Here is a 19,717-nt window from a genome sequence, read left to right as displayed (position 1 = left end):
TTCGAGACGCCGGTTCGAAGGATGGTGGAGGGAGAGCAGAAAGAGATGCAGCCTGCGAGGTATTTCTACATTTCTTCTCCGGGATCCGGAAGCGCCTCAGCCGGGGGGCAGCTGTCGACTTCGATGGTGAACTCGGCTCCGCCATCGATGTTTCGCACGGTGAAGGAGCCGTTCATGTGCTTCTCGATGATCGTCTTGGCCATGAAGAGCCCGATGCCGGTCCCCTTCTCCGGCCCCTTGGTGGTGAAGTAGGGCTCGAAGATCTTGCCGATGATGACCTCGGGAATACCCCCGGCATTGTCGGCGATGGTGACAATGGTTCTGGAGCCTGCCGCGACGGCCCTGATGCGTATCACGCATGCCGTTTCTCTCCTGCACTCGAGGAACGCGTCGCGCGAGTTCAGGAGAATGTTGAGGAGCACCTGCGAGCACTCGCTGAGGTAGCCGTACATGGAAGGCTCGCCGATCTCCTCCAATTCCACCTTTATGCCGCACTTCTCCAGCGTCTCAGCAACCAGTGCGAGCGTCTTGTCCAGCAGATCCCTCACCCTGAACACCGCCTTTTCCATGCTCGGCCTGAAAAAGCTCCTGAAGTCCTCGATCGTCTGGGACATGTATGCGATGACTGCCTTCGCCTGGTCGACCCGGGCGTGCAGATACGTTTCCGTAAACTCACCCTGCTCGTACATCAGCGGCATTTCCTGGATGATGAGGCTGATGACGTTGAGCGGCTGGCGCCACTGATGCGCGATGTTGTTGATCATCTCCCCCATCGCGGCGAGCCGGCTCTGATGCACCAGCAACTGGTCCCTCTCCCGCAGAGCCTCCACAGTCTGCATCCGCTCCTCTATCTCCCTCGTCAGGGATTCCAGCGCCTCGTGCAACTCCGCCGTCCGCTCTTCTACCCGTTTTTCCAGCTCGTCGTGCGCCCTCTGCAGCTCCTGCTGCATCTTCTTGCGCTCCGTCACATCCAGGAACGCGCCGATCGCGCCGCGCACATTCCCTGCTTCATCGAGGAGCGGAACGGCGTCGCCGAAAATGTCACAGGAAGTCCCGTCGTTGTAGACCACGGTCATTTCAAAATCCCGCACCTCCTTCCCTTTGGCGGCAAGCTGGACCGGAAGTTCCTCCGGGGCCAGTTCCCTCCCGTCCTTCATGGCACGGAAGCTGTGCGGGCGCTCCTCCTCCGGGGCCGACGCAGACACGCTTCTCCCCTCCGGAATGCGCAGAAGCTGCCGTGACTTCTTGCTCCCCGACATCTGCCGACACTCGGGGTCGCGGGTGATAAAGGTAAAGGCGGGTACGGTGTCCATCAGCAGGGCGAACTCGTCGGCACGTGCACGGGCCTCCGCCTCGCGCCCCCGCAGCTCCTCTTCCATCAGCTTCTGGGAGGTGATGTCGTAGTTTACTCCCCGCATCCGCACCGGCTTCCCCTCCCTGTCCCGGGAAAGGCGCGCCCGCCCTGCCACCCACCGGACTTCGCCGTCGGGACGCACGATCCGGAAATCCTGCGAGAAGTAGGTTCCGCGCTCCAGTACCTCGGCAAGGGCCTCATTGAGCCGCGACTTGTCGTCCGGATGCACCTGCCTGAAGAAGTGCTCCGTCGGCTCATTCCCGTCCCCCCTGGGGAGGCCGAGGAGCTCGTATTCCTGATCGTTCCACTCCGAACGGTCGGAGGTGACGTCCCAGATCCACATCCCCATCCGCGCCCCTTCCAGGGCGAGCCTCAGTCGATGCTCGCTCTCCTTCAGGTTCTCGTCCGCCCTCTGCCGCTCTCTCGCGACGGTGTCTTCCGCTCCGGCAATGCGGGCCCGGCGGATCCGCTCGGCCGCATAGGTGATGATCAGCCCTTCGAGCACGAAAACCGCCACGTATACCTGGTCTTCCACGCGCTCGACGGCAAGCGCGTGTTGTGGCTCCATGAAATAGGCACCGAAGAGGGCAGAGAGGATTGTCGTCGTCACCCCCCCCTCCACTTCCAGATACATCGCCGCCAGGGCCACTACGGGGTAATAGACGAGGAAAGGGTGCCGCACCCCGATCGGCTTCAGGAAAGCTACGAGCACCACGCTCGCCACCGCGACCATAAGGACGGCGGCAACCCCGCGCAGTACACGCTGCTGAGCAACAGAGATCCTCGGCACAAGCTCCTCCCGGTGGTAAGCGAACGGTGTCCCACGCGCGACAGCTGCACGACCGCGTCGGTGGAGGTAATGGATTCACGGCGGCAGGCCGTGGCGGAGTATTCAAAACTGCCGCTTTTTGTCCCCAATCTGGACTGCACACCAAAGACGCCGCTATTTTTTAAGTACAAAGTGTGCAGAAATAAATATAATAATGCTTCCTTAATTTAACCAGCACTTTTCCTCTTTTACAGCATCACGACAGACAGTGGGGCCCGGACAAAATGCCTTCGCTCCTTCACTTCATAATGGCGGTATCGGTGGCGCTGCAATGTGTCGCCGTCTTCATGGCCATCCGCCTGATCCGCCTCACCGGCGCACTCTGCGCCTGGATCCTCTTGTCCTGCGCCTTTCTGATCCAGGCGGTGCGCAGGCTTCTGGCCCTTTTTCTGGTCATGGAAGGGTCCACCCGCGACAGCCTGGCAGTCGAAAGCATGGGGTTGCTCGTCTCTCTCCTCCTGGTGTGCGGCATATGGCGGATCGGGCCCCTCTTCACCCGATTGAAGGAGGCAAAGGAGGAAGTGGAAAGGGGTAGGGACGAACTGGCAAGGAGCCATCAGGAGCTGACGCAAAGCGAAACACGCTACCGCACCGTGGCCAACTTTACCTCCGACTGGGAATTCTGGATCGCGCCCGACAACACCCTGCAGTACATCTCCCCTTCCTGCCAGCAGATTTGCGGGTATTCCGCTGAAGAGTTCTACCGCGACCCCGGCCTAATCTGGAAGATCATTCACCCTGACGATCTCCCCCGCTACAATGCGCACACCCACACCCTCATGGCGAACGGCCAGCCGCAGCCGCTGGACTTCCGCATCACCACCCGCGACGGCGAGGAGCGCTGGATCTCACATCTCTGCCGATTCGTGGTCGATACGGACGGCGCGCCGCTCGGCTCGCGCGCCAGCAACAGGGACATCACGGAGCGAAAAAGGATCGAACAGGTCCTGCACGAGCGCACGGTGGCCCTCGAGGCGGAAGTCGCCGAGCGAAAAAAAGCGCAGGAGGCGCTGGCGGCGAAGCAAGCCCAGCTCGAGGCGCTGAACCTGACCCTCGAGGAGCGAGTGAGCGAGACTGTTGCGGAACTGCGCGAGAAGGACCAGATGCTGGTTGGGCAAAGCCGGCATGCAGCCATGGGGGAGATGATCAGCTACATCGCCCATCAGTGGAAACACCCTTTGAACAACCTCGGGCTGGTGATCCAGAGCATGGGCCACGAGTACCACTCCAAGGCGATGACTCCGGAGCAGATGTCGCTCTACGTCGACAGAGGGATGGAGCTCATCTCCTATATGTCCTGCACCATCAACGACTTCCGGGACTTCTTCCGCGAGGACAAGCGCAAGGTGCCTTTCAGCGTCAGGGAGAGCGTCTATAGGGCGATCTCTCTTGTGGAGGCGAGCCTCAAGGACAACGACATTGCCATTGTGGTCGAACCGGGGGAGGACCTGCAGATCGAGGGGCTGCGTAACGAGTACGCCCAGGCGCTTCTCAACGTTATCGGCAACGCCCGCGAGGCGCTCCTGGAGCGGCGCGTGCCGCAGCCGCTGATCAGGGTGAGGATCTTCGGGGAAAACGGGCGCGCCGTGGTGGCCATAAGCGACAATGCCGGCGGCATTCCGGAGGGGCTCCTGGAGCGGATCTTCGAGCCGTACTTCACCACAAAGGAGGAGGGGAAGGGAACCGGTATCGGCCTGTGGATGTCGAAGACCATAATCGAGAAGAATATGGGGGGGCGCGTGTCGGCACGCAACGCCGAAGAGGGTGCGCAGTTCAGGATCGAGGTGTGAAACCGTCCAATCCCGGTTGTCACAAGACAGAGGGACTATATACTCACTGGGTTCCGCCATCATGTGCACATCAATTGAGGAGGGTTCAGTATGAAGAAAATGTCTCTTTCCGCAGCGCTTTTTCTCTTTATCCTCGGGGTGGCAGGGATCTGCCACGCAGACCTCGCTGGGTTCATGAACAGCGTCAACGTCCAGGCCCATGCCGACATGCAGAACTTCGGCGTGAAGCTGAGCGCACAGTTCGGCGTCCCTCTACCCCAGGTCCAGACGATCATCCGGCAGGTCGACCAGCCGGCGGACGCCTTCATGACGCTCCAGCTGAGCCAGATGTCCCACCGGGCGCCGGACACGGTGCTGCATACGTACCAGACGAAGAAGGGTAAAGGGTGGGGTGTGATAGCGAAGGATTTGGGGATCAAGCCCGGCTCACCCGAGTTCCACGCCTTGAAGCGCGGCGACCTCTACTTCACGGGGGAGCCGGGCGGCGGCCAGGGCGGCCCCGGAAGCGGGCACGGCAAGGGAAAGGGGAAAGGAAAAGGGCACGGCCACAACAAGTGACCGAAAAGGCTCATCCGAGAATTCCGGCGAAGCCGTAGTATGTTTCAATGAAAGACCGCACGAGCCCTTGCGTCCCCCCCCTTTGCGAAGGTTCATCCGGGAATTCCGGGGAAGGCCGCTCTAATCTTTAGAAAGAAGTAGTCATGGTCCCGGAAGCCATAGGCCATTCTCTTGATCACTTTGATCTTGTTGTTGATGCCTTCGAGGATGCCGGTGTGCAGTTGATAAAGGCAGTGATTCAGGATGCCCTGGAGGTAGGGCTGCAACCGCTTTGCAAACGTCGTGAGCTGTTCAATATTGCTTTCCATCGCTCGTCGGTGCCACTGCTCCCAGAACAGCTTCGCTTCCTCGGTACACCTGAAACGCCATAACTGTTTGAGGTCCTCTTTCAGCAGATAAACCGTCAGGAGGTTCTGGTTTGCTTCCAATAGTTCCTGCAAACGAAGCATGTCGTCACCTTTGACATTCCGGCTATTCCGCAGCAACAACCACCGCGAGGTTCTGATTACCTTGCGGGCTTTCTTGTCATCTTTGAGGCGGTCCGCTTCAGCGTTGCGGACCTTGTCCAGGACCTCTCTGCTGTACTTTGCTACGACATGGAAAAGGTCATAGACGATTGCGGCCTGAGGGCAGTTAGCTTTCACCTCCGTCTCAAAGGCACCATTCATATCCATAGCAACGGCTTTGAGTCGTTTGCACCCCTCTTCCCCAAGTTGCTGAAAGAACGGACGAATGCTCTCGCGGCCCCTCCCCGTTGCCACGAACAGCACTTTCCTGCGGTGCGGCTCCACGATGACAGTTGCATAATCGTGCCCCTTTCGAAGGGCAAATTCGTCCATGCCGATTACCTCGACGTCCGAGAGATCAACGCTGCCGAATCCGTTTTGCAGAGACCGTTTGTCGATCTCCTTAACCTGATCCCAGGATAGCCCGTAGAACTCTGCCACCTGCTTTATTGGGAGAACGCAGCACAACTTCGCTACGCTCTCAGCAAGTCTGGCTGTGACGCGAGCGTACTTCTCCAACCATGGCAACGCCTCAAGGACAGGTCCGCATCGGGGACACCAGAGTCTGCGACGCCGAACCCTCAGATACGTTTGGGCATCCAGTATCGGCAGGTCGCGTATGAGTCGGACACTGGTGTCGTGAACCCCTGTGCAGCGCTTACCACAACTGGGGCACAGCAACTTCTCCTGAAACCTTGGAACCAGCACTATCTCGAACCGTTTCTGCTTGTCTGTGCCTGAAGTGGTGACCTTGGCAATACGATATCCTTCCCACCCTCCGAGATATGATATAAGATCGGTTTGCGACAACGGCAGCCTCCTGAGTATTTGATGTTGGGGAACCTCAAAATAACCCAGTGCTGTCGTTGTCGCTTTATTTTTTTTAACTTTCCCCAGAATTCCCAGAAGAACCTTTGCGAAGGGGGGACAGGGGGGATTTGACTTGGCCGGCACCGTCCTGCAAAGTCGCAACTGCTGTGGTCTCAAGCAATTCTTTTGATTCCAGGTTGTAAAAAACTGGTGGTGTCTATGTCGTTGTCTTTAGACTGCCGCAGCACTGAGGTCCGACGACCGAGATGTACTGTTAAAGGGTCTGCGGTTCTGGAGACTTGAAGATCAAATCCCCCCTGCCCCCAGCGTTGTCCGGTTAGGTTCTTGCTCTCTGAAATCTTTGATATTGCTGTACTTTTTGCTTGACATCTGTTGAAGGGTGGCGCGCGCCGCGTTCGTAACTACGTAATTCGGGAGTGGTTACGACATGCGTCCCTTCAGCAGACAAAAGCCGCAGAATCCTTATGAATTTAATAGACTTCTCGACCCAGTAAAGAGATCATGCACCCCTGTTTCTCCACTTACATCGAGAGGTTACCGACCGTTGCAACTGTCATTCGACGATCAGCTAAAGGCCCTTGTCTACTACCATCTCCAGGAATTCTCTTCTGGAAGAGAACTGATCCAGGCCCTGGAACAGGACAATTTCGCCAAGGAATGTGTTGCGCCACCTAAAGGCGTTAAAAAATCCGCCTTTTTTGAGGCTATCAACACACGTGGACTCGAACAACTCACTGAAATCTTTGGAGCACTGGCGAAAGAGGCTCGCAAAGTCATTCCCGCCCAACACGCAGAACTTGGCAACCTTGTTGGCATCGATGGATCTGTCATCGACGCTTTGATGTCCATGGATTGGGCGCAGTACTCAAGCACTCACAATAAAGCCAAAGCCCACGTAGGCCTTGATCTGAACCGTGGTGTGCCGACGAGTGTGGTCGTGACTGACGCTAACCAGGTGGAGCGGCAGTATGTAGACCGTATCCTCCAGCCTGGCGAAACTGCTGTCCTTGATCGAGGGTACCAATGCAACGCCGACTTCGATCAGTGGCAAGAAGACGGCAAACTCTTTATCTGCCGCATCCAGCAGAGAGCCAGAAAGAAGGTCGTCCGTCAAAATCCTCTTCCGCACAGTGACATCGTCTTTTATGACGCCATCGTTATTCTGGGCAAGAAGGGGCTCACTGAAGGGCAGAAAGAGCTCCGAGTAGTTGGCTATCGCGTTGACCGAAAGGAATACTGGGTTGCGACAAACCGCTATGACCTTACCGCTGAACAGGTGGCCGAAGCCTACAAACTACGTTGGAACATAGAGACCTTCTTTGGCTGGTGGAAACGATACCTCAACGTCTACCACTTAATCGCCAGAAGCCAGTATGGCGTGATGGTGCAGGTCCTTAGTGGACTTATCACTTACCTTCTCCTGGCCATTTACTGCCAAGAACAGCATAACGAGCGGGTGAGCATCAATCGTGTCAGAGAGCTAAGAAACAAAATCGCTAGTGAAGCTGCTGGAATGGCAGCTGAAGCCTCTAGACTGCGAAAAAATGAGGCCAAAAAAAACCGAAAAAAGCAGAAACGACGCAAAGCAAAAACCTAACCGGACAACGCTGCCCTGTCCCCCCTTCGCAAAGGGGGGGACGTAACGGCCTCGCCTCGCCCTTCGAGGGAAGACCATACCGGCTCCGGCATTCACCAATGAGCGGCCACGACGAGTATCGTGGCTCCGCGGGATTTAGGAAAAAGCCCTTTGCCACTTCGGAACGTGTGCCTGTGGTCGCGTGCACTAAAGTCGTGGTGGCGTGCACCGAAGCTCGTGGTGGCGAGCACCGAAGCTCGTGTTCGCATGGACGAAGTTCGTGGTAGCGTGGACGAAGCTGGTGGTCGCGTGGACGAAGCTCGTGGTCGCGTGCACGAAGCTGGTGGTCGCGTGCACGAAGCTGGTGGTCGCGTGGGCGAAGCTCGTGGTCGCGTGGACGAAGCTCGTGGTCGCGTGGGCGAAGCTCGTGGTCGCGTGGGCGAAGCTCGTGGTCGCGTGGGCGAAGCTCGTGGTCGCGTGGACGAAGCTCGTGGTCGCGTGGACGAAGCTGGTGGTTGCGTGCACGAAGCTTGTAGTCGCGTGGACGAAGCTTGTAGTCGCGTGCACGAAGCTCGTGGTCGCGTGGACGAAGCTGGTGGTTGCATGGACAGAGCTGGTGTTCCCGTGCACGAAGCTGGTGGTCGCATGCACCAAGCTGCTGGTCGCATGGACGAAGCTCGTTATACTTCGACGAGGCGGTGCAGGAGACCTAGAGTTCCCCCCTTTGCGAAGGGGGGACAGGGCAGCGTTGTCCGGTTAGGTTCTTGCTCTCTGAAATCTTTGATATTGCTGTACTTTTTGCTTGACATCTGTTGAAGGGTGGCGCGCGCCGCGTTCGTAACTACGTAATTCGGGAGTGGTTACGACATGCGTCCCTTCAGCAGACAAAAGCCTCAGAATCCTTATGAATTTAATAGACTTCTCGACCCAGTAAAGAGATCATGCACCCCTGTTTCTCCACTTACATCGAGAGGTTACCGACCGTTGCAACTGTCATTCGACGATCAGCTAAAGGCCCTTGTCTACTACCATCTCCAGGAATTCTCTTCTGGAAGAGAACTGATCCAGGCCCTGGAACAGGACAATTTCGCCAAGGAATGTGTTGCGCCACCTAAAGGCGTTAAAAAATCCGCCTTTTTTGAGGCTATCAACACACGTGGACTCGAACAACTCACTGAAATCTTTGGAGCACTGGCGAAAGAGGCTCGCAAAGTCATTCCCGCCCAACACGCAGAACTTGGCAACCTTGTTGGCATCGATGGATCTGTCATCGACGCTTTGATGTCCATGGATTGGGCGCAGTACTCAAGCACTCACAATAAAGCCAAAGCCCACGTAGGCCTTGATCTGAACCGTGGTGTGCCGACGAGTGTGGTCGTGACTGACGCTAACCAGGTGGAGCGGCAGTATGTAGACCGTATCCTCCAGCCTGGCGAAACTGCTGTCCTTGATCGAGGGTACCAATGCAACGCCGACTTCGATCAGTGGCAAGAAGACGGCAAACTCTTTATCTGCCGCATCCAGCAGAGAGCCAGAAAGAAGGTCGTCCGTCAAAATCCTCTTCCGCACAGTGACATCGTCTTTTATGACGCCATCGTTATTCTGGGCAAGAAGGGGCTCACTGAAGGGCAGAAAGAGCTCCGAGTAGTTGGCTATCGCGTTGACCGAAAGGAATACTGGGTTGCGACAAACCGCTATGACCTTACCGCTGAACAGGTGGCCGAAGCCTACAAACTACGTTGGAACATAGAGACCTTCTTTGGCTGGTGGAAACGATACCTCAACGTCTACCACTTAATCGCCAGAAGCCAGTATGGCATGATGGTGCAGGTCCTCAGTGGACTTATCACTTACCTTCTCCTGGCCATTTACTGCCAAGAACAGCATAACGAGCGGGTGAGCATCAATCGTGTCAGAGAGCTAAGAAACAAAATCGCTAGTGAAGCTGCTGGAATGGCAGCTGAAGCCTCTAGACTGCGAAAAAATGAGGCCAAAAAAAACCGAAAAAAGCAGAAACGACGCAAAGCAAAAACCTAACCGGACAACGCTGCCCTGCCCCCCCTTCGCAAAGGGGGGAACGTTAGGCCTTCTGCAGTGCTTCGTGGCAATGTACCCACGCTTCCCCCGAATTCCCGGATGGACCTCGAAAAAAAGCCTCTCCCGGGAATTCCGGGGAGCCGGCGTCAGGAAGGTCCCCCCTCCCTTGACGGGAGGGGGACAGGGGGTGGGTGAAGCTGCTATGTGGCTGAAATGGTGGCACCTTCCCCCCCACCCTGTCCCTCCCCCGCAAGGGGGGAGGGGACGTCCGACCGGCTGTCCCCGGAATTCCCAGATGATCCGAAAAAAAGGGGCGCTTTTACCGGCGTCCCCCTCGTCACACGACTTTCCCCACCGGGCCAGATCTACGTCTCCAGCCTGAAATGCCCCACCGCGATCCGCAACTCCTCCGCCAGCCCCCTCAGCTCACCTGCAGCCCCCGCCGAATCATGTGCGCCGCGGCTGGTGCTCTGCACGAGATCTGTTATGCGGTGCATGTTGCCGCTTATCTCCGCGGTGGTCGCCGTCTGCTCTTCCGCTGCCGTGGCGATCTGCGCCACCTGCAGCTGGACCGAGCCGATGCGCTCGACGATGTCCAGTAGAGCCGCGCCGGAGCGGGCACCCTCCGCCGTCCCCTGCTCCACCTCCTCGACCCCCTCTGCCATGGAGGCCACCGCCCCCCCCGTCTGGAGCTGGATCGCGCGGATCATCTCGGTGATCTCCCTCGTCGCGCGCCCGGTCCGCTCCGCCAGGGCGCGCACCTCGTCTGCGACGACCGCGAAGCCGCGTCCCTGTTCACCGGCGCGAGCGGCCTCTATCGCCGCGTTCAGCGCGAGGAGGTTCGTCTGGTCGGCGATGTCTTCGATGGTGCCGACGATGGCGCCGATCTGGTTGCTCCGCTCTCCGAGCCCCTCCACTGTCTGCGAAGTCTCCCTCACCCGTCCGGCGACCCGCTGCATGACCACCACCATGTCATCTACGACGCTCGCTCCGGCACGGGCCGCTTCGAGGGCGCCGTCCGCGCTGCTGGCGACCTGACCGCAGCTGTCGGAGATCTCCCCCGAGGTCGCAGCCATCTCCTCACCTGCCGTCGCCACCCCCATCACCTGGTCCAGAGCTTGACCGGCACCGCAGGCAAGTTCCTCGGCCGTTTCGGAGAGCTGCATGGAGGCGCCGGCAACGCGCTCAGCCACCCCCTGGACGTTTCCGACCACTTCCCGGAGGGTCGCCACCATGCCGGTGAGATCCGATGCGAGCCTCCCCAGTTCATCCCCCCCCGCATCCGCTATGGTGACGGCAAGATCCCCCCCCGCGATCCGGTTTACTCCATCGGCGAGGCTTCGTACTGCGCCGGTTATGTAACGCACCACCAGGAGCACGATGGCAGTAACGGCCAGGAATATCACCGCGCCGATGGCAAGGCAGCCGTACAGGGTGCTGCGCATGAGGCCGCCGACCTCGGCCAGCGAGACATCGGCCCCCACGATGTAGGGGACCCCCTTCGGGGAGCGGCACGGTATGAAGACGGAGCGGAAGCTTCCCCACTGGTCCTGGTACTCGTCGAAGTGCGCCTTCCCGTCGGCAAAGGCCGCCTTCAGTCCGTCGCTTGCATCCTCGTACGGGTCGTACAGCTTGTTGAAGTCCCCTTTCTCCTTCTCCTCCTTCGTGTAACTCGATAGGGTGAAGACGATTTTGCCGTCCTTTTGCACCGTGCTGTACAGATAGTTGATGTGCGCCTGCTCCGCATATTCGGAGAAGCGGTCGAGAAGCTCCCGATATTCCCCGGGACCAGGAGCCGCTGCCGCAATGCGGTCGTGGAAGGGGTCGGTCACCAGCCGCAGCCCCAGTGCACCGGTGGTCAGCTGGCGATCGATCCCCGCCATGATGGAAATTTTCTGTTTGTGGTAGAGATAGCCTGTGAACGCGGCGGTACTGGCGAGATTGACGAGGATGATCGGAACGAGGAGCTTGTGAGTCAACCTGAAGGTGGGGCGCGAAAGGGTGATCGGCATAGGTACCTCCTACGGGGAGATACTGTACCTATCGGCACGACCATGAAGCTGTTAAAGAAGAATTATAGGAGAAGCATCATATATCGGATTTTTGCCAAAGACTGAGCAAGAGGAGCCCTTCTCGGGCTCCCCTCCCTCCTAGAGTCCCAGCCTGAAATGCCCCACAGCGATGCGCAACTCCTCCGCGAGCCCCCGCAGCTCACCAGCAGCCCCCGCGGAGTCGTGGGCGCCGCGGCTGGTGCTCTGCACGAGGTCGGTGATGCGGTGCATGTTCTCGCTGATGTCGGTGGTCGTCGCCGTCTGCTCTTCCGCCGCGGTGGCGATCTGCGCCACCTGCAACTCCACGGCCCCGATGCGCTCGACTATATCCAGAAGGGCCGCGCCGGAGCGGGCCGCCTCCGCCGTCCCCTGCTCAACCTCCACGGCCCCCTCCACCATGGAGGCAACAGCTCCGCGCGTCTCCACCTGGATCGTGCGAATCATCTCGGTGATCTCCCTGGTGGCGCGCCCGGTCCGCTCCGCCAGGGCCCGCACCTCGTCGGCGACGACCGCGAAGCCACGTCCCTGTTCGCCTGCACGCGCCGCCTCTATAGCGGCGTTCAGCGCCAGGAGGTTCGTCTGGTCGGCGATGTCCTCGATGGTGCCGACGATGGTGCCGATCTGGTTGCTGCGCTCTCCGAGCCCCTCCACCGTCTGGGAGGAATTTCTCACCCGCCCCGCGATGCGCTCCATGACTCCGACGGTGGTATCGACGACCGTGGCGCCCGCCTTTGCCGCTACGAGCGCACTGTGGGCACTGGCGGCAACCTGCGTGCAGTTGCCGGAGATGTCCGCCGACGTGGTCGCCATCTCCTCACCCGCGCTGGCCAACCCCAGCACCTGGTCGACTGCGCACTCCGCTCCGGCGGCCAGCTGATCGGAGGTTTCCGAAAGCTGCAGCGACGCCCCCGACACCCGCTCGGCCACCCCCTTCACATTTCCCACCACTGAGCGGAGTGTGGCAACCATGCCGTTCATGTCGGCGGCGAGCATGCCGAGCTCGTCACCGCTGTCGTGGGTGATGGCCACGGCGAGATCACCGCCGGCGATGCGGTTGACGCCGTCGGCGAGCCTGCGCACGGCACCGGAGATGGAGCGCACCACGAGAAGGACGATGACCGTCACCGCGATGAAGATGACCGCGCCGATGGCGAGGCAGCCGTAGAGGGTGGTGCGCAGGGCGCTCCCGACCTCGGCGAGGGAGACGTCCCCTCCCACCACGTACGCCACGCCCTGCGGCGAGCGGCACGGGATGAAGACGGAGCGGAAGCTCCCCCACTTGTCCTTGTACTCGTCGAAGTGGACGCTGCCGTCACTAAATGCCCCTTTGAGACCTGGGCTCGCGTCCTCGTACGGGTCGTTGAGCTTCGTGTAGGAACCCTTCTCCTTCTCTTCCTTTGTGTAACTGGAGAGGGTGAAGAGGATCTTTCCGTCTTTCATGACGGTCGTGTACACGTATTTGAGGTGCGACTGCTCCGCGTAACGGGAAAGGCGCTCCAGGAGCTTGTCGTAATCCTGCGGATCGGGGGAGGGGTTGGCGGCAAGCCCGTCGTGAAAAGTGTCGGCGACCAGCTGCATCCCGTACGCGGCGGCGGCGAGCTGCCGGTCGATCCCTGCCATGACCGCCTTCTTCTCCTCCTTGTACAGGTACGCTGTGAACGCCGCCGTGCTTAAGAGGTTCACCAGGATGATGGGGATCAGGAGCTTTTGGGTCAGCGAAAGGGAGCGGGGAGCAAAGGAAAACATGCTTTCACCTCGAGATAGAGAGTACCGAACCTATCGGCTCTATCTTCCGGTACTTTAGGAGATCCGGCACATTCCTTCAGCGGCTATTGCCTTGACACTCCCGTCTCGTTACATGATAGTGTTCCCGCTTTTGGTGGAACCCTTTCCGAAAGGTAGGCCCGTGCGACTGACTTTTACCTCCACAACAGATGAAGAGATCATCAAGGAGCGACTCGGCCTCCTTCTGGTCCCCGGCCCTTTGCACGACCCGGCGCTGGACCGGACGATCGCGCGCATCGCGGACTCCTTCGCCCGCTACGCCGGTGCGTACCCTCTGCCACTGTGGGCTCCTCACCTCCTCATCGACCAGGAGATGCGCTCCCTCACCGAGGCGCTGTTCCCGCTGAAGGAGATCGAGCGCGCTTTCCGCCACCTCCTCTCGCGGGGGTGCCGCTTCGCGCCACTATTGCACGCCACCGCTCTCGGCACGGCGTCGAGCTGGCTCGACGTGCTGCAGGGCCTCCACCCCCTTCTCGAGGCTGCTGATCCCGCACCGGCCCTCGCCGCTCTTGCCGCAGATGACTGCGCCCGCCGCGACTTCCTCTTTTCTCTCTTCCTCCCTCGGCGGTATGGCGCCTCTTTCGAGCGTTACCCTTTGCAGGCGGAGTGGCTCGCCTCGTGGGTGCGCGCCTGCGCTCCGTCGCTAAGGAGGCGGCTGCGGGTTCTTGACTGCGCCTGCGGCAGCGGCGAGGGGACGTGGAGGGTGGGGGAGATCATAGCCCGGTGCGGCACGGACCTCGGCGCCTGCTCCGTGCACGGCTCCACCTTCGAGCCGATCGAGCTCTTCGCCGCTGCCCACGCCTTTTTCCCTCACGACCCTCAACGTCAGTCGGGGTACCGGGAGCGGATTGCGCCCCTTCTCGGGGGGGAGATGGAGGTCCTTTTTTACCTCGACGACGTGGGGTCGGAAGGGGAAGGGGATTACGACCTGATCCTCTGCAACGGGCTTCTCGGTGGGCCGATGCTTTCGGAGCGAAAGGAGGTGGCTCATGTGCTCGCGAAGCTCGCGGGTCGCCTTGCGAAGGGGGGGGTGCTGCTGGCAGCCGACCGCTTCCACGCAGGGTGGAAGAAGCGCCTGCCGAACGACGGACTGATGGAGCTGATGACAGGGTGCGGGCTGGAGCCGCTCCCTGTGCCGGAGGGGGTTGGGGGGAGGAGAGGCCGCTAGTTTCGCCGGCCTGTGTCCCGTCCGCCCCGTCAGACTGGTCCGACAAAAAAAAGGGCACCCCCCGAAGAAGGTGCCCCCTGCAAAACTCTCTGCCGCTGCGATGCTAGAACTGGATCAGCACCCCGCCCCAGGAGAGGCCGCCGCCGAAACCCATCATCAGCACGAGGTCCCCCGGCTTGATAGTCCCGTTGCGGCGGTTTTCATCGAGTGCGAGACCGACCGACGCCGCGGCGGTGTTGCCGAAGCGGTCGAGGTTCAGGAGGAATTTCTCCTTGGGGATCCCGGTCTTCTTGAAGATGTAGTCGATGATCCGCACGTTCGCCTGGTGCGGGATGATGTAGTCGATGTCGTCGGGCTTCACCCCCCCCTTCGCCGCCAGGTCCTCGATGATGCTCGGGATGACGTCGGTGGCAAAGATGAAGACGCTTTTCCCCGCCATCTTGAAGGTGTTTTCCTTCTGGGCGATCGTCTCCGCCGTGATCGGTCTGCGGGAGCCGGAAGAGGGGACCTGGATCAGCTCCCACCCTTTCCCGTCGCTCTTCATGACGCTCTGCAAAACACCCTTCCCGGTCTCGGTTGCGCCGAGGATCATGGCGCCTGCGCCGTCGCCGAAAAGGGGAGCGGACCCCTTGTCGTCGAAATCGAGGATCTTCGAATAGGTGTCGGCACCGATCAGGAGCACCCGGCGGTACTTCCCGGAGCGGATCAGGTTGTCGGCGACTTCGAGACCGTAGATGAAGGAGCTGCACACCGCGTTCATGTCGAAGGCAAAGGCGTTCTCGGCGCCGATGTTCTTCTGCACCATGCAGGCGGTGGCGGGAAGGATCATGTCCGGAGTGGAGGTGGCTACGATGATGCAATCAAGATCGAGCGGGTCGATGTTGCCGTTTTCCAGAGCCAGAAGCGCTGCGGTGGTAGCCAGGTCGGAAGTCGATTCCCCCTCCTCGACAAAGCGTCGCTCGCGGATCCCGGTTCTCGAGTGGATCCAGCTCTCGGCGTCATCGACGAGATAGTTGAAGTAGTCGTTGGAGATGACCCGGGAAGGGACATGCCCCCCGGTGGCTAGAACCTCTGCACGCAGCATATCTTTTTGCTCCATTTCTGCACCCGCCCTCCCTGGGCAGGCTGGTGTATTTATCTCATGTGGGTGTTGCCTTGTCAAACGTTACTGCTCCCCCTTGTCGAGGAGCGCGTCCACCACGCCGAAGGCCCACAGAAAGAGAAAACCGAGGCCGAGCCACCTCACGAAAGGGGCGTCCTGATGCACCGCCTGCACCAGCTGCGCCGCGTCTGGCGCCTCGCTGCGGCCGGCGGCGAGTATCTTCCCGGCGCTGCGCAGCACCACCGCCAGTGCGCCGAGAATGAAGAGGTTGTCCAGGAGGAGCATGATGCCCCCCTTCACCTTGCGCCCGAGGTAGAGCTGTCCCAGCCCGGGGAGGACCAGCGCGGAAAGTACGACGCTTTTCACCTTCTTGTTCATGGCACGCTCTCGAAAGGAAAATAGGTCAAACTGCGCATCTTTAAGGCAAATGCGCGAAAAATGCAAGGGAAACCTGCTCGCGCAGCTCACAGCACGCTCCTGAAGGGCACACCGTTCATTAGCCCCATTCCCGCAGCACCCACAAGTTGCAGCTTTCTCATTTTATGTTGTGCAACGCGGGGAATTTTGCTAGTTAAGGGATATGGATAAGGAAGCGCTCCAGAGAAGATGTCAGGCCATAGCCCCCCTCCTGAAGGATGGGAGCGCGGAGGTGCGCTCGGCGGCGGCCGCGGCGCTGGAAACGCTGGAAGCGGCGCTGAGCCTCGACGACATCCTCCTCTCACTGAGGAAAGGGGACCGCGGCACGAGGATCCGGGCGATCTACGCGCTCGGGGCGATCGGCGGGGACCAGGTGCTACAGCCTCTGCTGTACTGCATCGGGCGGGACGAGGAGGACATAAAGACAGCCGCCATCGAGGCGCTCGGGAAGCTCGCGCATCCGGCAGCCCTCGCTAAGCTCGCGGAAAAGCTGAAGGATCCTTCTCCGTCGGTACGAGCCTGCGCCATCTCGGCCCTCTCCCGCTACCGCGACCCTTCGCTGAAGCCGCTCTTTATCTCTTTTCTCGCCGCAGCGGACGGGATGCAGGATGCCGAGGCGGCGCTCGCCCTCGGCGAGCTCAGGGACCCCTCCGTGGAAGGGGACCTGCTCCCCCTCATCCGGTCACCGCACGAAAAGACCCGGGCGGCGGCCGCACAGGCGCTCGCCCTCCTCCCCGCACTCTAGAAGAAGCGCGCCACATCCACCCCGCGCACCAGCGGGTCCACCAGATCGACAATCCGCTCCCCGCTCTCCGAAAGCCGCCGCATCACCGGCTCCTCGAGGTTTTTCCCGGCCGCGTCCCTGATGACCTTCACCATTACCGCACCGAGTTCGTCGGAACTCGGCAGGTAGACCACCGCGATCTCGTTGGAGTCGAGGCGCACGAGGCTCCCCACGGGATATTTCCCAGCCAGTTCCTCGAAACGCTCCACCACCGTCTCGTGCAGGACGGTGCCGCACAGGCGGCGCATGTTCTCCACCGCCTCCTTCGGGTGCAAGGGGCGCTGGTACACCCGCAGCGTGGTGCTGGCGTCGTAGCAGTCGGCAACAGCCACGATGGAGCTCGCCAGCCCGAAGGAGCGCTCGCGCGCCCACTCGGGGTAGCCGTTCCGGTCGTAGCGTATGTGATGGCCGAGGACGACCTCCGCCACCTCCGTCGGGACCCCCTCCATCTGCCGCACGATCTCCGCGCCGAGCTCAGGGTGCCGTCTCATCTCCGCCATCTCCGTCGCCGAGAGCCGCCCCGGCTTGTTCAGGATCTCCTTGTCTATGGCGGTCTTCCCGACGTCATGGAGAAAACCCGCCATCCCGGTTTCCTCGATCTCGCGGCGGGAATATCCCATCGCCGCGGCGAGCGCCATGGCGAGGACGCCGACATTCACACTGTGGGTGAAGGTGTAGCTGTCGTACTCCTTTATCATGGCAAGCCCCATGAGGGTCGCCGGGTCCTTCACCGCCACCGCGGCCAGGCTGCTCACCGCCTTCATGATGCGGCGCGCGCTCGGGGTGCTGGCATTGTCTATCTCGTGGAAGATGTCGCGGATCGCCTCCAGCGCCTCGCTGTACGTCTGGCGCGGGTCGTCCTGCTCCTCCTCGTCGCTGACTGCGAGTGTGGCAACACCTTCCTCTTCGAGCTTCCGGGTGAGCTCCGCTATCCCCCCGTCGCAGCGCGCCACGAGGCGACAGAAGACGAGGAAGTCGTCCGCGCTGGCGCCGCGGCTCATCGTCACCACCCGCACCCCGCGGTCGCTCAGGCGCCGCCAGAGCTCCTCGAGGGCGGGGGTGGAGGCGAAGAAGACGTGGTCACCGACGGTGAAGATCCCCTCGCCGAGGGTAAGACAGAGTTCCTCCCCCTCCGGGACGAGCTGCTCCGTGAGAGCCGCGAGCTCGCGCACAGGCTGCATCGCCGCGGGGTGCCCCGGGGGGTAGAACCCCCCCCCTTTGAGCCCTGCCGCCAGAAGGGTCGCCAGCCGCTGCGCCTGCTGTACCGTCGCGTTATTCATGGTGCCCCCCGAAGAGCCGCTCGATACCCTCTACCGCCTCGCCGCAGGCGACGGCGAGGCGCCCTCCCCCGGCCGCCTTTTTCCTCAGTACCGGGAGGGCGGTCTCGTCCCCCAGCGTCCCGAGCGCGGAGGCCGCGGCCACGGCGAGCTCTTCCCTGCGGCCGAAGGAGAGCCAGCCGGACAAGGTCCGCAGGAGCGGAGCGGTCGCGCGCCGGTCCCCGATCCGCCCGAGCGCCCCGAGCACCTCCTTCTTCACGGCGAGATCCTTCAGGAGGAGGTCGCGCTTCTCCAAAAGCCTGAGGAGATGCGGTACCGCCTGCCTGCTGCGCATGAGGCCGAGGCAGATGATCGCCTGCTGCAGCACCCCTTCATCCTGATCCTCCAGGAGCTTCACCAAAACCCCTTCGGCCTCGGACCCGCCGCATTTCATGAGGGCGCGGATAGCCTCCCGCTTCACCCTCAGGTCCTCGTGCGCCAGCGCCTGCCTGAGCGCAGGGACGCACTCCTGACACTTCAGCTCGCCGATGATCGCCACCATGTTGCGCACGACCCACCAGCGCTCGTCCTTTAGCATCGCAACGAGCGGCGGGAGCGCGCGGGGGCCGAGGTGCACCAGAGCTGCGGCAAGGACCTTCCTCTCGTACAGCCCCTGCACCAGGCAAACGCGCTGGATGATCCAGTAGGCCCCCTTCCCGCCGAGCGCCTGCAGGATGCGGTGGATCCCCTCCTTCTCCTGGAAGTCGGGGTTGACGAGGCAATCGAGAAGGAGCTCGGCGGCTCCGTCGGCGAGGTGCTCCAGGATGAAGAGGGCGTACTCGCACTGCAGGAGCGTGCGCTCCGAATCGGTATGATGCGCCAGCAGCCGCTCCAGGACCTTCACCTGCGCGACCCCGAGCTTCTTCTGCCGCACTCGCACCACGAGGAGTCGGCCGAGCTCCTGATAGCGCCCGTCGTCCGTCTCGAGATCCATGCGGCGCACGATCTCCTCGACCTCGGGGGGCTCCTCCCCCGCCGGCGACTCCCAGGAGACCGGATCGCCGAAAAGTTCCCGGTCCCTGAGGGTGGCGATCTCCTGCTCGTTAACCTTTATCGTGCTGATCCCCGCCTGCTCGATGCGGCACCCCATCCCGCCGGCGCCCTGCACCTTGTGCGGCTCCTCGTTTAAAAGCTGGATGAAGGCGCCGAGGTCCTGGCGGCGCAGCTCGCGCAGAAAGGTGATGGAACGGATGCGGCGGATCAGGCATTCGCGGGCGAGGTGCACCAGCATGGGGCTTGCCTCCAGCGCCTTCTCGCCGCGGGTGAAACCCTGGCGGTGCACCGAGACGAAGAGCTCCCGCTCCGCGCAAAGAGGTTGCAGCGCCTCGAAGGCGTGCTGCACCGTCTCCAGGCGGCAGGGGTGCCCCGGCGGGTAGAAGGCGCCACCCTTCACGGCCTTGTGCAGCTCCGTCAGCGCGCGGCTGACGGAATCCGAAGTCGGCGCAGGGGGGGGTACGACCTTCAGCTGGCGTTTATTTTCGGCTTCTGCTGCCACGCTCCCTCCTCACTACTCTCCTGGTGCGACCGCGAGATGCGGCAAGGGGCCTGCGGCGTCTGCGGCAGGCCGGAAGGAAAACGCCCCGGCTTCCGCGACGACTCACGAAGGGGGGCAG

At 61.2% G+C, this 19,717-nt stretch carries 15 protein-coding genes; 6 read left to right on the top strand and 9 right to left on the bottom strand.

Features of this window, described 5'->3' with window-relative positions; translation table 11 throughout:
- Window positions 1–65: 65 nt before the first annotated feature.
- Window positions 66–2,144, bottom strand: coding sequence for a PAS domain-containing sensor histidine kinase (locus LPW11_RS08670; protein ID WP_230997724.1), 2,079 nt, complete (start codon window positions 2,142–2,144; stop codon window positions 66–68).
- 263 nt (window positions 2,145–2,407) lie between these two features.
- Here LPW11_RS08670 and LPW11_RS08665 point away from each other — a divergent pair, with 263 nt between their 5' ends.
- Together LPW11_RS08665 and LPW11_RS08660 are read left to right on the top strand one after the other, a co-directional pair.
- Entirely contained in the window at window positions 2,408–3,973 is a 1,566-nt protein-coding gene (locus LPW11_RS08665; protein WP_230997723.1) for a PAS domain-containing sensor histidine kinase, read from the top strand.
- Window positions 3,974–4,063: 90 nt separating this feature from the next.
- The gene (locus LPW11_RS08660; protein ID WP_230997722.1) at window positions 4,064–4,531 is read left to right on the top strand and encodes a hypothetical protein; all 468 of its coding nucleotides are present in this window, start codon (window positions 4,064–4,066) and stop codon (window positions 4,529–4,531) included.
- Window positions 4,532–4,623: 92 nt separating this feature from the next.
- On the opposite strand, the gene LPW11_RS08655 is transcribed toward LPW11_RS08660, so the two are convergent.
- Window positions 4,624–5,847 carry an ISL3 family transposase gene (locus LPW11_RS08655; RefSeq protein ID WP_230996936.1) on the bottom strand — a complete coding sequence of 408 codons (1,224 nt, stop codon included), beginning with the start codon at window positions 5,845–5,847 and terminating at the stop codon, window positions 4,624–4,626.
- A gap of 448 nt (window positions 5,848–6,295) precedes the next feature.
- Here LPW11_RS08655 and LPW11_RS08650 point away from each other — a divergent pair, with 448 nt between their 5' ends.
- Window positions 6,296–7,465, top strand: a complete 1,170-nt coding sequence (locus tag LPW11_RS08650; RefSeq protein WP_230996629.1) for an IS4 family transposase — start codon at window positions 6,296–6,298, stop codon at window positions 7,463–7,465.
- A gap of 186 nt (window positions 7,466–7,651) precedes the next feature.
- On the opposite strand, the gene LPW11_RS08645 is transcribed toward LPW11_RS08650, so the two are convergent.
- The gene (locus tag LPW11_RS08645; protein ID WP_230997721.1) at window positions 7,652–8,095 is read right to left on the bottom strand and encodes a hypothetical protein; all 444 of its coding nucleotides are present in this window, start codon (window positions 8,093–8,095) and stop codon (window positions 7,652–7,654) included.
- Window positions 8,096–8,311: 216 nt separating this feature from the next.
- Between LPW11_RS08645 and LPW11_RS08640 the strand changes: the two genes are divergently transcribed.
- Window positions 8,312–9,481, top strand: coding sequence for an IS4 family transposase (locus LPW11_RS08640; protein ID WP_230994165.1), 1,170 nt, complete (start codon window positions 8,312–8,314; stop codon window positions 9,479–9,481).
- Between the two features lie 365 nt (window positions 9,482–9,846).
- On the opposite strand, the gene LPW11_RS08635 is transcribed toward LPW11_RS08640, so the two are convergent.
- A complete protein-coding gene (locus LPW11_RS08635) occupies window positions 9,847–11,493 on the bottom strand; it encodes a methyl-accepting chemotaxis protein (RefSeq protein WP_230997720.1) in 1,647 nt (548 codons plus the stop codon).
- A 138-nt stretch (window positions 11,494–11,631) separates the two neighbouring features.
- On the bottom strand, window positions 11,632–13,278 hold the full coding sequence (locus tag LPW11_RS08630; RefSeq protein ID WP_230997719.1) for a methyl-accepting chemotaxis protein: 1,647 nt from the start codon (window positions 13,276–13,278) through the stop codon (window positions 11,632–11,634).
- 160 nt (window positions 13,279–13,438) lie between these two features.
- Between LPW11_RS08630 and LPW11_RS08625 the strand changes: the two genes are divergently transcribed.
- On the top strand, window positions 13,439–14,485 hold the full coding sequence (locus tag LPW11_RS08625) for a chemotaxis protein CheR (RefSeq protein WP_230997718.1): 1,047 nt from the start codon (window positions 13,439–13,441) through the stop codon (window positions 14,483–14,485).
- Between the two features lie 103 nt (window positions 14,486–14,588).
- Here the strand turns inward: LPW11_RS08625 and LPW11_RS08620 are convergent, their stop codons facing one another.
- Window positions 14,589–15,569, bottom strand: a complete 981-nt coding sequence (locus LPW11_RS08620) for a 3-oxoacyl-ACP synthase III family protein (RefSeq protein WP_230998265.1) — start codon at window positions 15,567–15,569, stop codon at window positions 14,589–14,591.
- 81 nt (window positions 15,570–15,650) lie between these two features.
- Window positions 15,651–15,965 carry a hypothetical protein gene (locus LPW11_RS08615; RefSeq protein ID WP_230997717.1) on the bottom strand — a complete coding sequence of 105 codons (315 nt, stop codon included), beginning with the start codon at window positions 15,963–15,965 and terminating at the stop codon, window positions 15,651–15,653.
- Between the two features lie 202 nt (window positions 15,966–16,167).
- On the opposite strand from LPW11_RS08615, the gene LPW11_RS08610 reads away from it, so the two are divergent.
- Complete coding sequence (locus tag LPW11_RS08610; protein WP_230997716.1) at window positions 16,168–16,749, top strand: HEAT repeat domain-containing protein; 582 nt, start codon at window positions 16,168–16,170, stop codon at window positions 16,747–16,749.
- Here LPW11_RS08610 and LPW11_RS08605 read toward each other — a convergent pair.
- Entirely contained in the window at window positions 16,746–18,068 is a 1,323-nt protein-coding gene (locus LPW11_RS08605) for an HD-GYP domain-containing protein (protein ID WP_230997715.1), read from the bottom strand. The two genes, LPW11_RS08610 and LPW11_RS08605, sit on opposite strands and share 4 nt — an antisense overlap.
- Window positions 18,061–19,599, bottom strand: a complete 1,539-nt coding sequence (locus LPW11_RS08600; RefSeq protein ID WP_230997714.1) for a HEAT repeat domain-containing protein — start codon at window positions 19,597–19,599, stop codon at window positions 18,061–18,063. Before LPW11_RS08600 ends, LPW11_RS08605 begins: the two co-directional genes overlap by 8 nt.
- Window positions 19,600–19,717: the final 118 nt, after the last annotated feature.

Source organism: Geomonas sp. RF6 (genome assembly GCF_021044625.1).
GTDB lineage: Bacteria > Desulfobacterota > Desulfuromonadia > Geobacterales > Geobacteraceae > RF6.
The sequence above is the reverse complement of the archived record's forward strand: the minus strand, read 5'-3'. Positions and strand labels throughout refer to the sequence as shown.

What these genes read in the sequence shown, in the direction of transcription:
- LPW11_RS08665 (WP_230997723.1), top strand. Translation starts at nt 2,408, where the DNA reads ATGCCTTCGCTCCTTCACTTCATAATGGCGGTATCGGTGGCGCTGCAA.
- LPW11_RS08660 (WP_230997722.1), top strand. Translation starts at nt 4,064, where the DNA reads ATGAAGAAAATGTCTCTTTCCGCAGCGCTTTTTCTCTTTATCCTCGGG.
- LPW11_RS08650 (WP_230996629.1), top strand. Translation starts at nt 6,296, where the DNA reads ATGCGTCCCTTCAGCAGACAAAAGCCGCAGAATCCTTATGAATTTAAT.
- LPW11_RS08640 (WP_230994165.1), top strand. Translation starts at nt 8,312, where the DNA reads ATGCGTCCCTTCAGCAGACAAAAGCCTCAGAATCCTTATGAATTTAAT.
- LPW11_RS08635 (WP_230997720.1), bottom strand. Translation starts at nt 11,493, where the DNA reads ATGCCGATCACCCTTTCGCGCCCCACCTTCAGGTTGACTCACAAGCTC.
- LPW11_RS08630 (WP_230997719.1), bottom strand. Translation starts at nt 13,278, where the DNA reads ATGTTTTCCTTTGCTCCCCGCTCCCTTTCGCTGACCCAAAAGCTCCTG.
- LPW11_RS08620 (WP_230998265.1), bottom strand. Translation starts at nt 15,569, where the DNA reads ATGCTGCGTGCAGAGGTTCTAGCCACCGGGGGGCATGTCCCTTCCCGG.
- LPW11_RS08615 (WP_230997717.1), bottom strand. Translation starts at nt 15,965, where the DNA reads ATGAACAAGAAGGTGAAAAGCGTCGTACTTTCCGCGCTGGTCCTCCCC.
- LPW11_RS08610 (WP_230997716.1), top strand. Translation starts at nt 16,168, where the DNA reads ATGGATAAGGAAGCGCTCCAGAGAAGATGTCAGGCCATAGCCCCCCTC.
- LPW11_RS08605 (WP_230997715.1), bottom strand. Translation starts at nt 18,068, where the DNA reads ATGAATAACGCGACGGTACAGCAGGCGCAGCGGCTGGCGACCCTTCTG.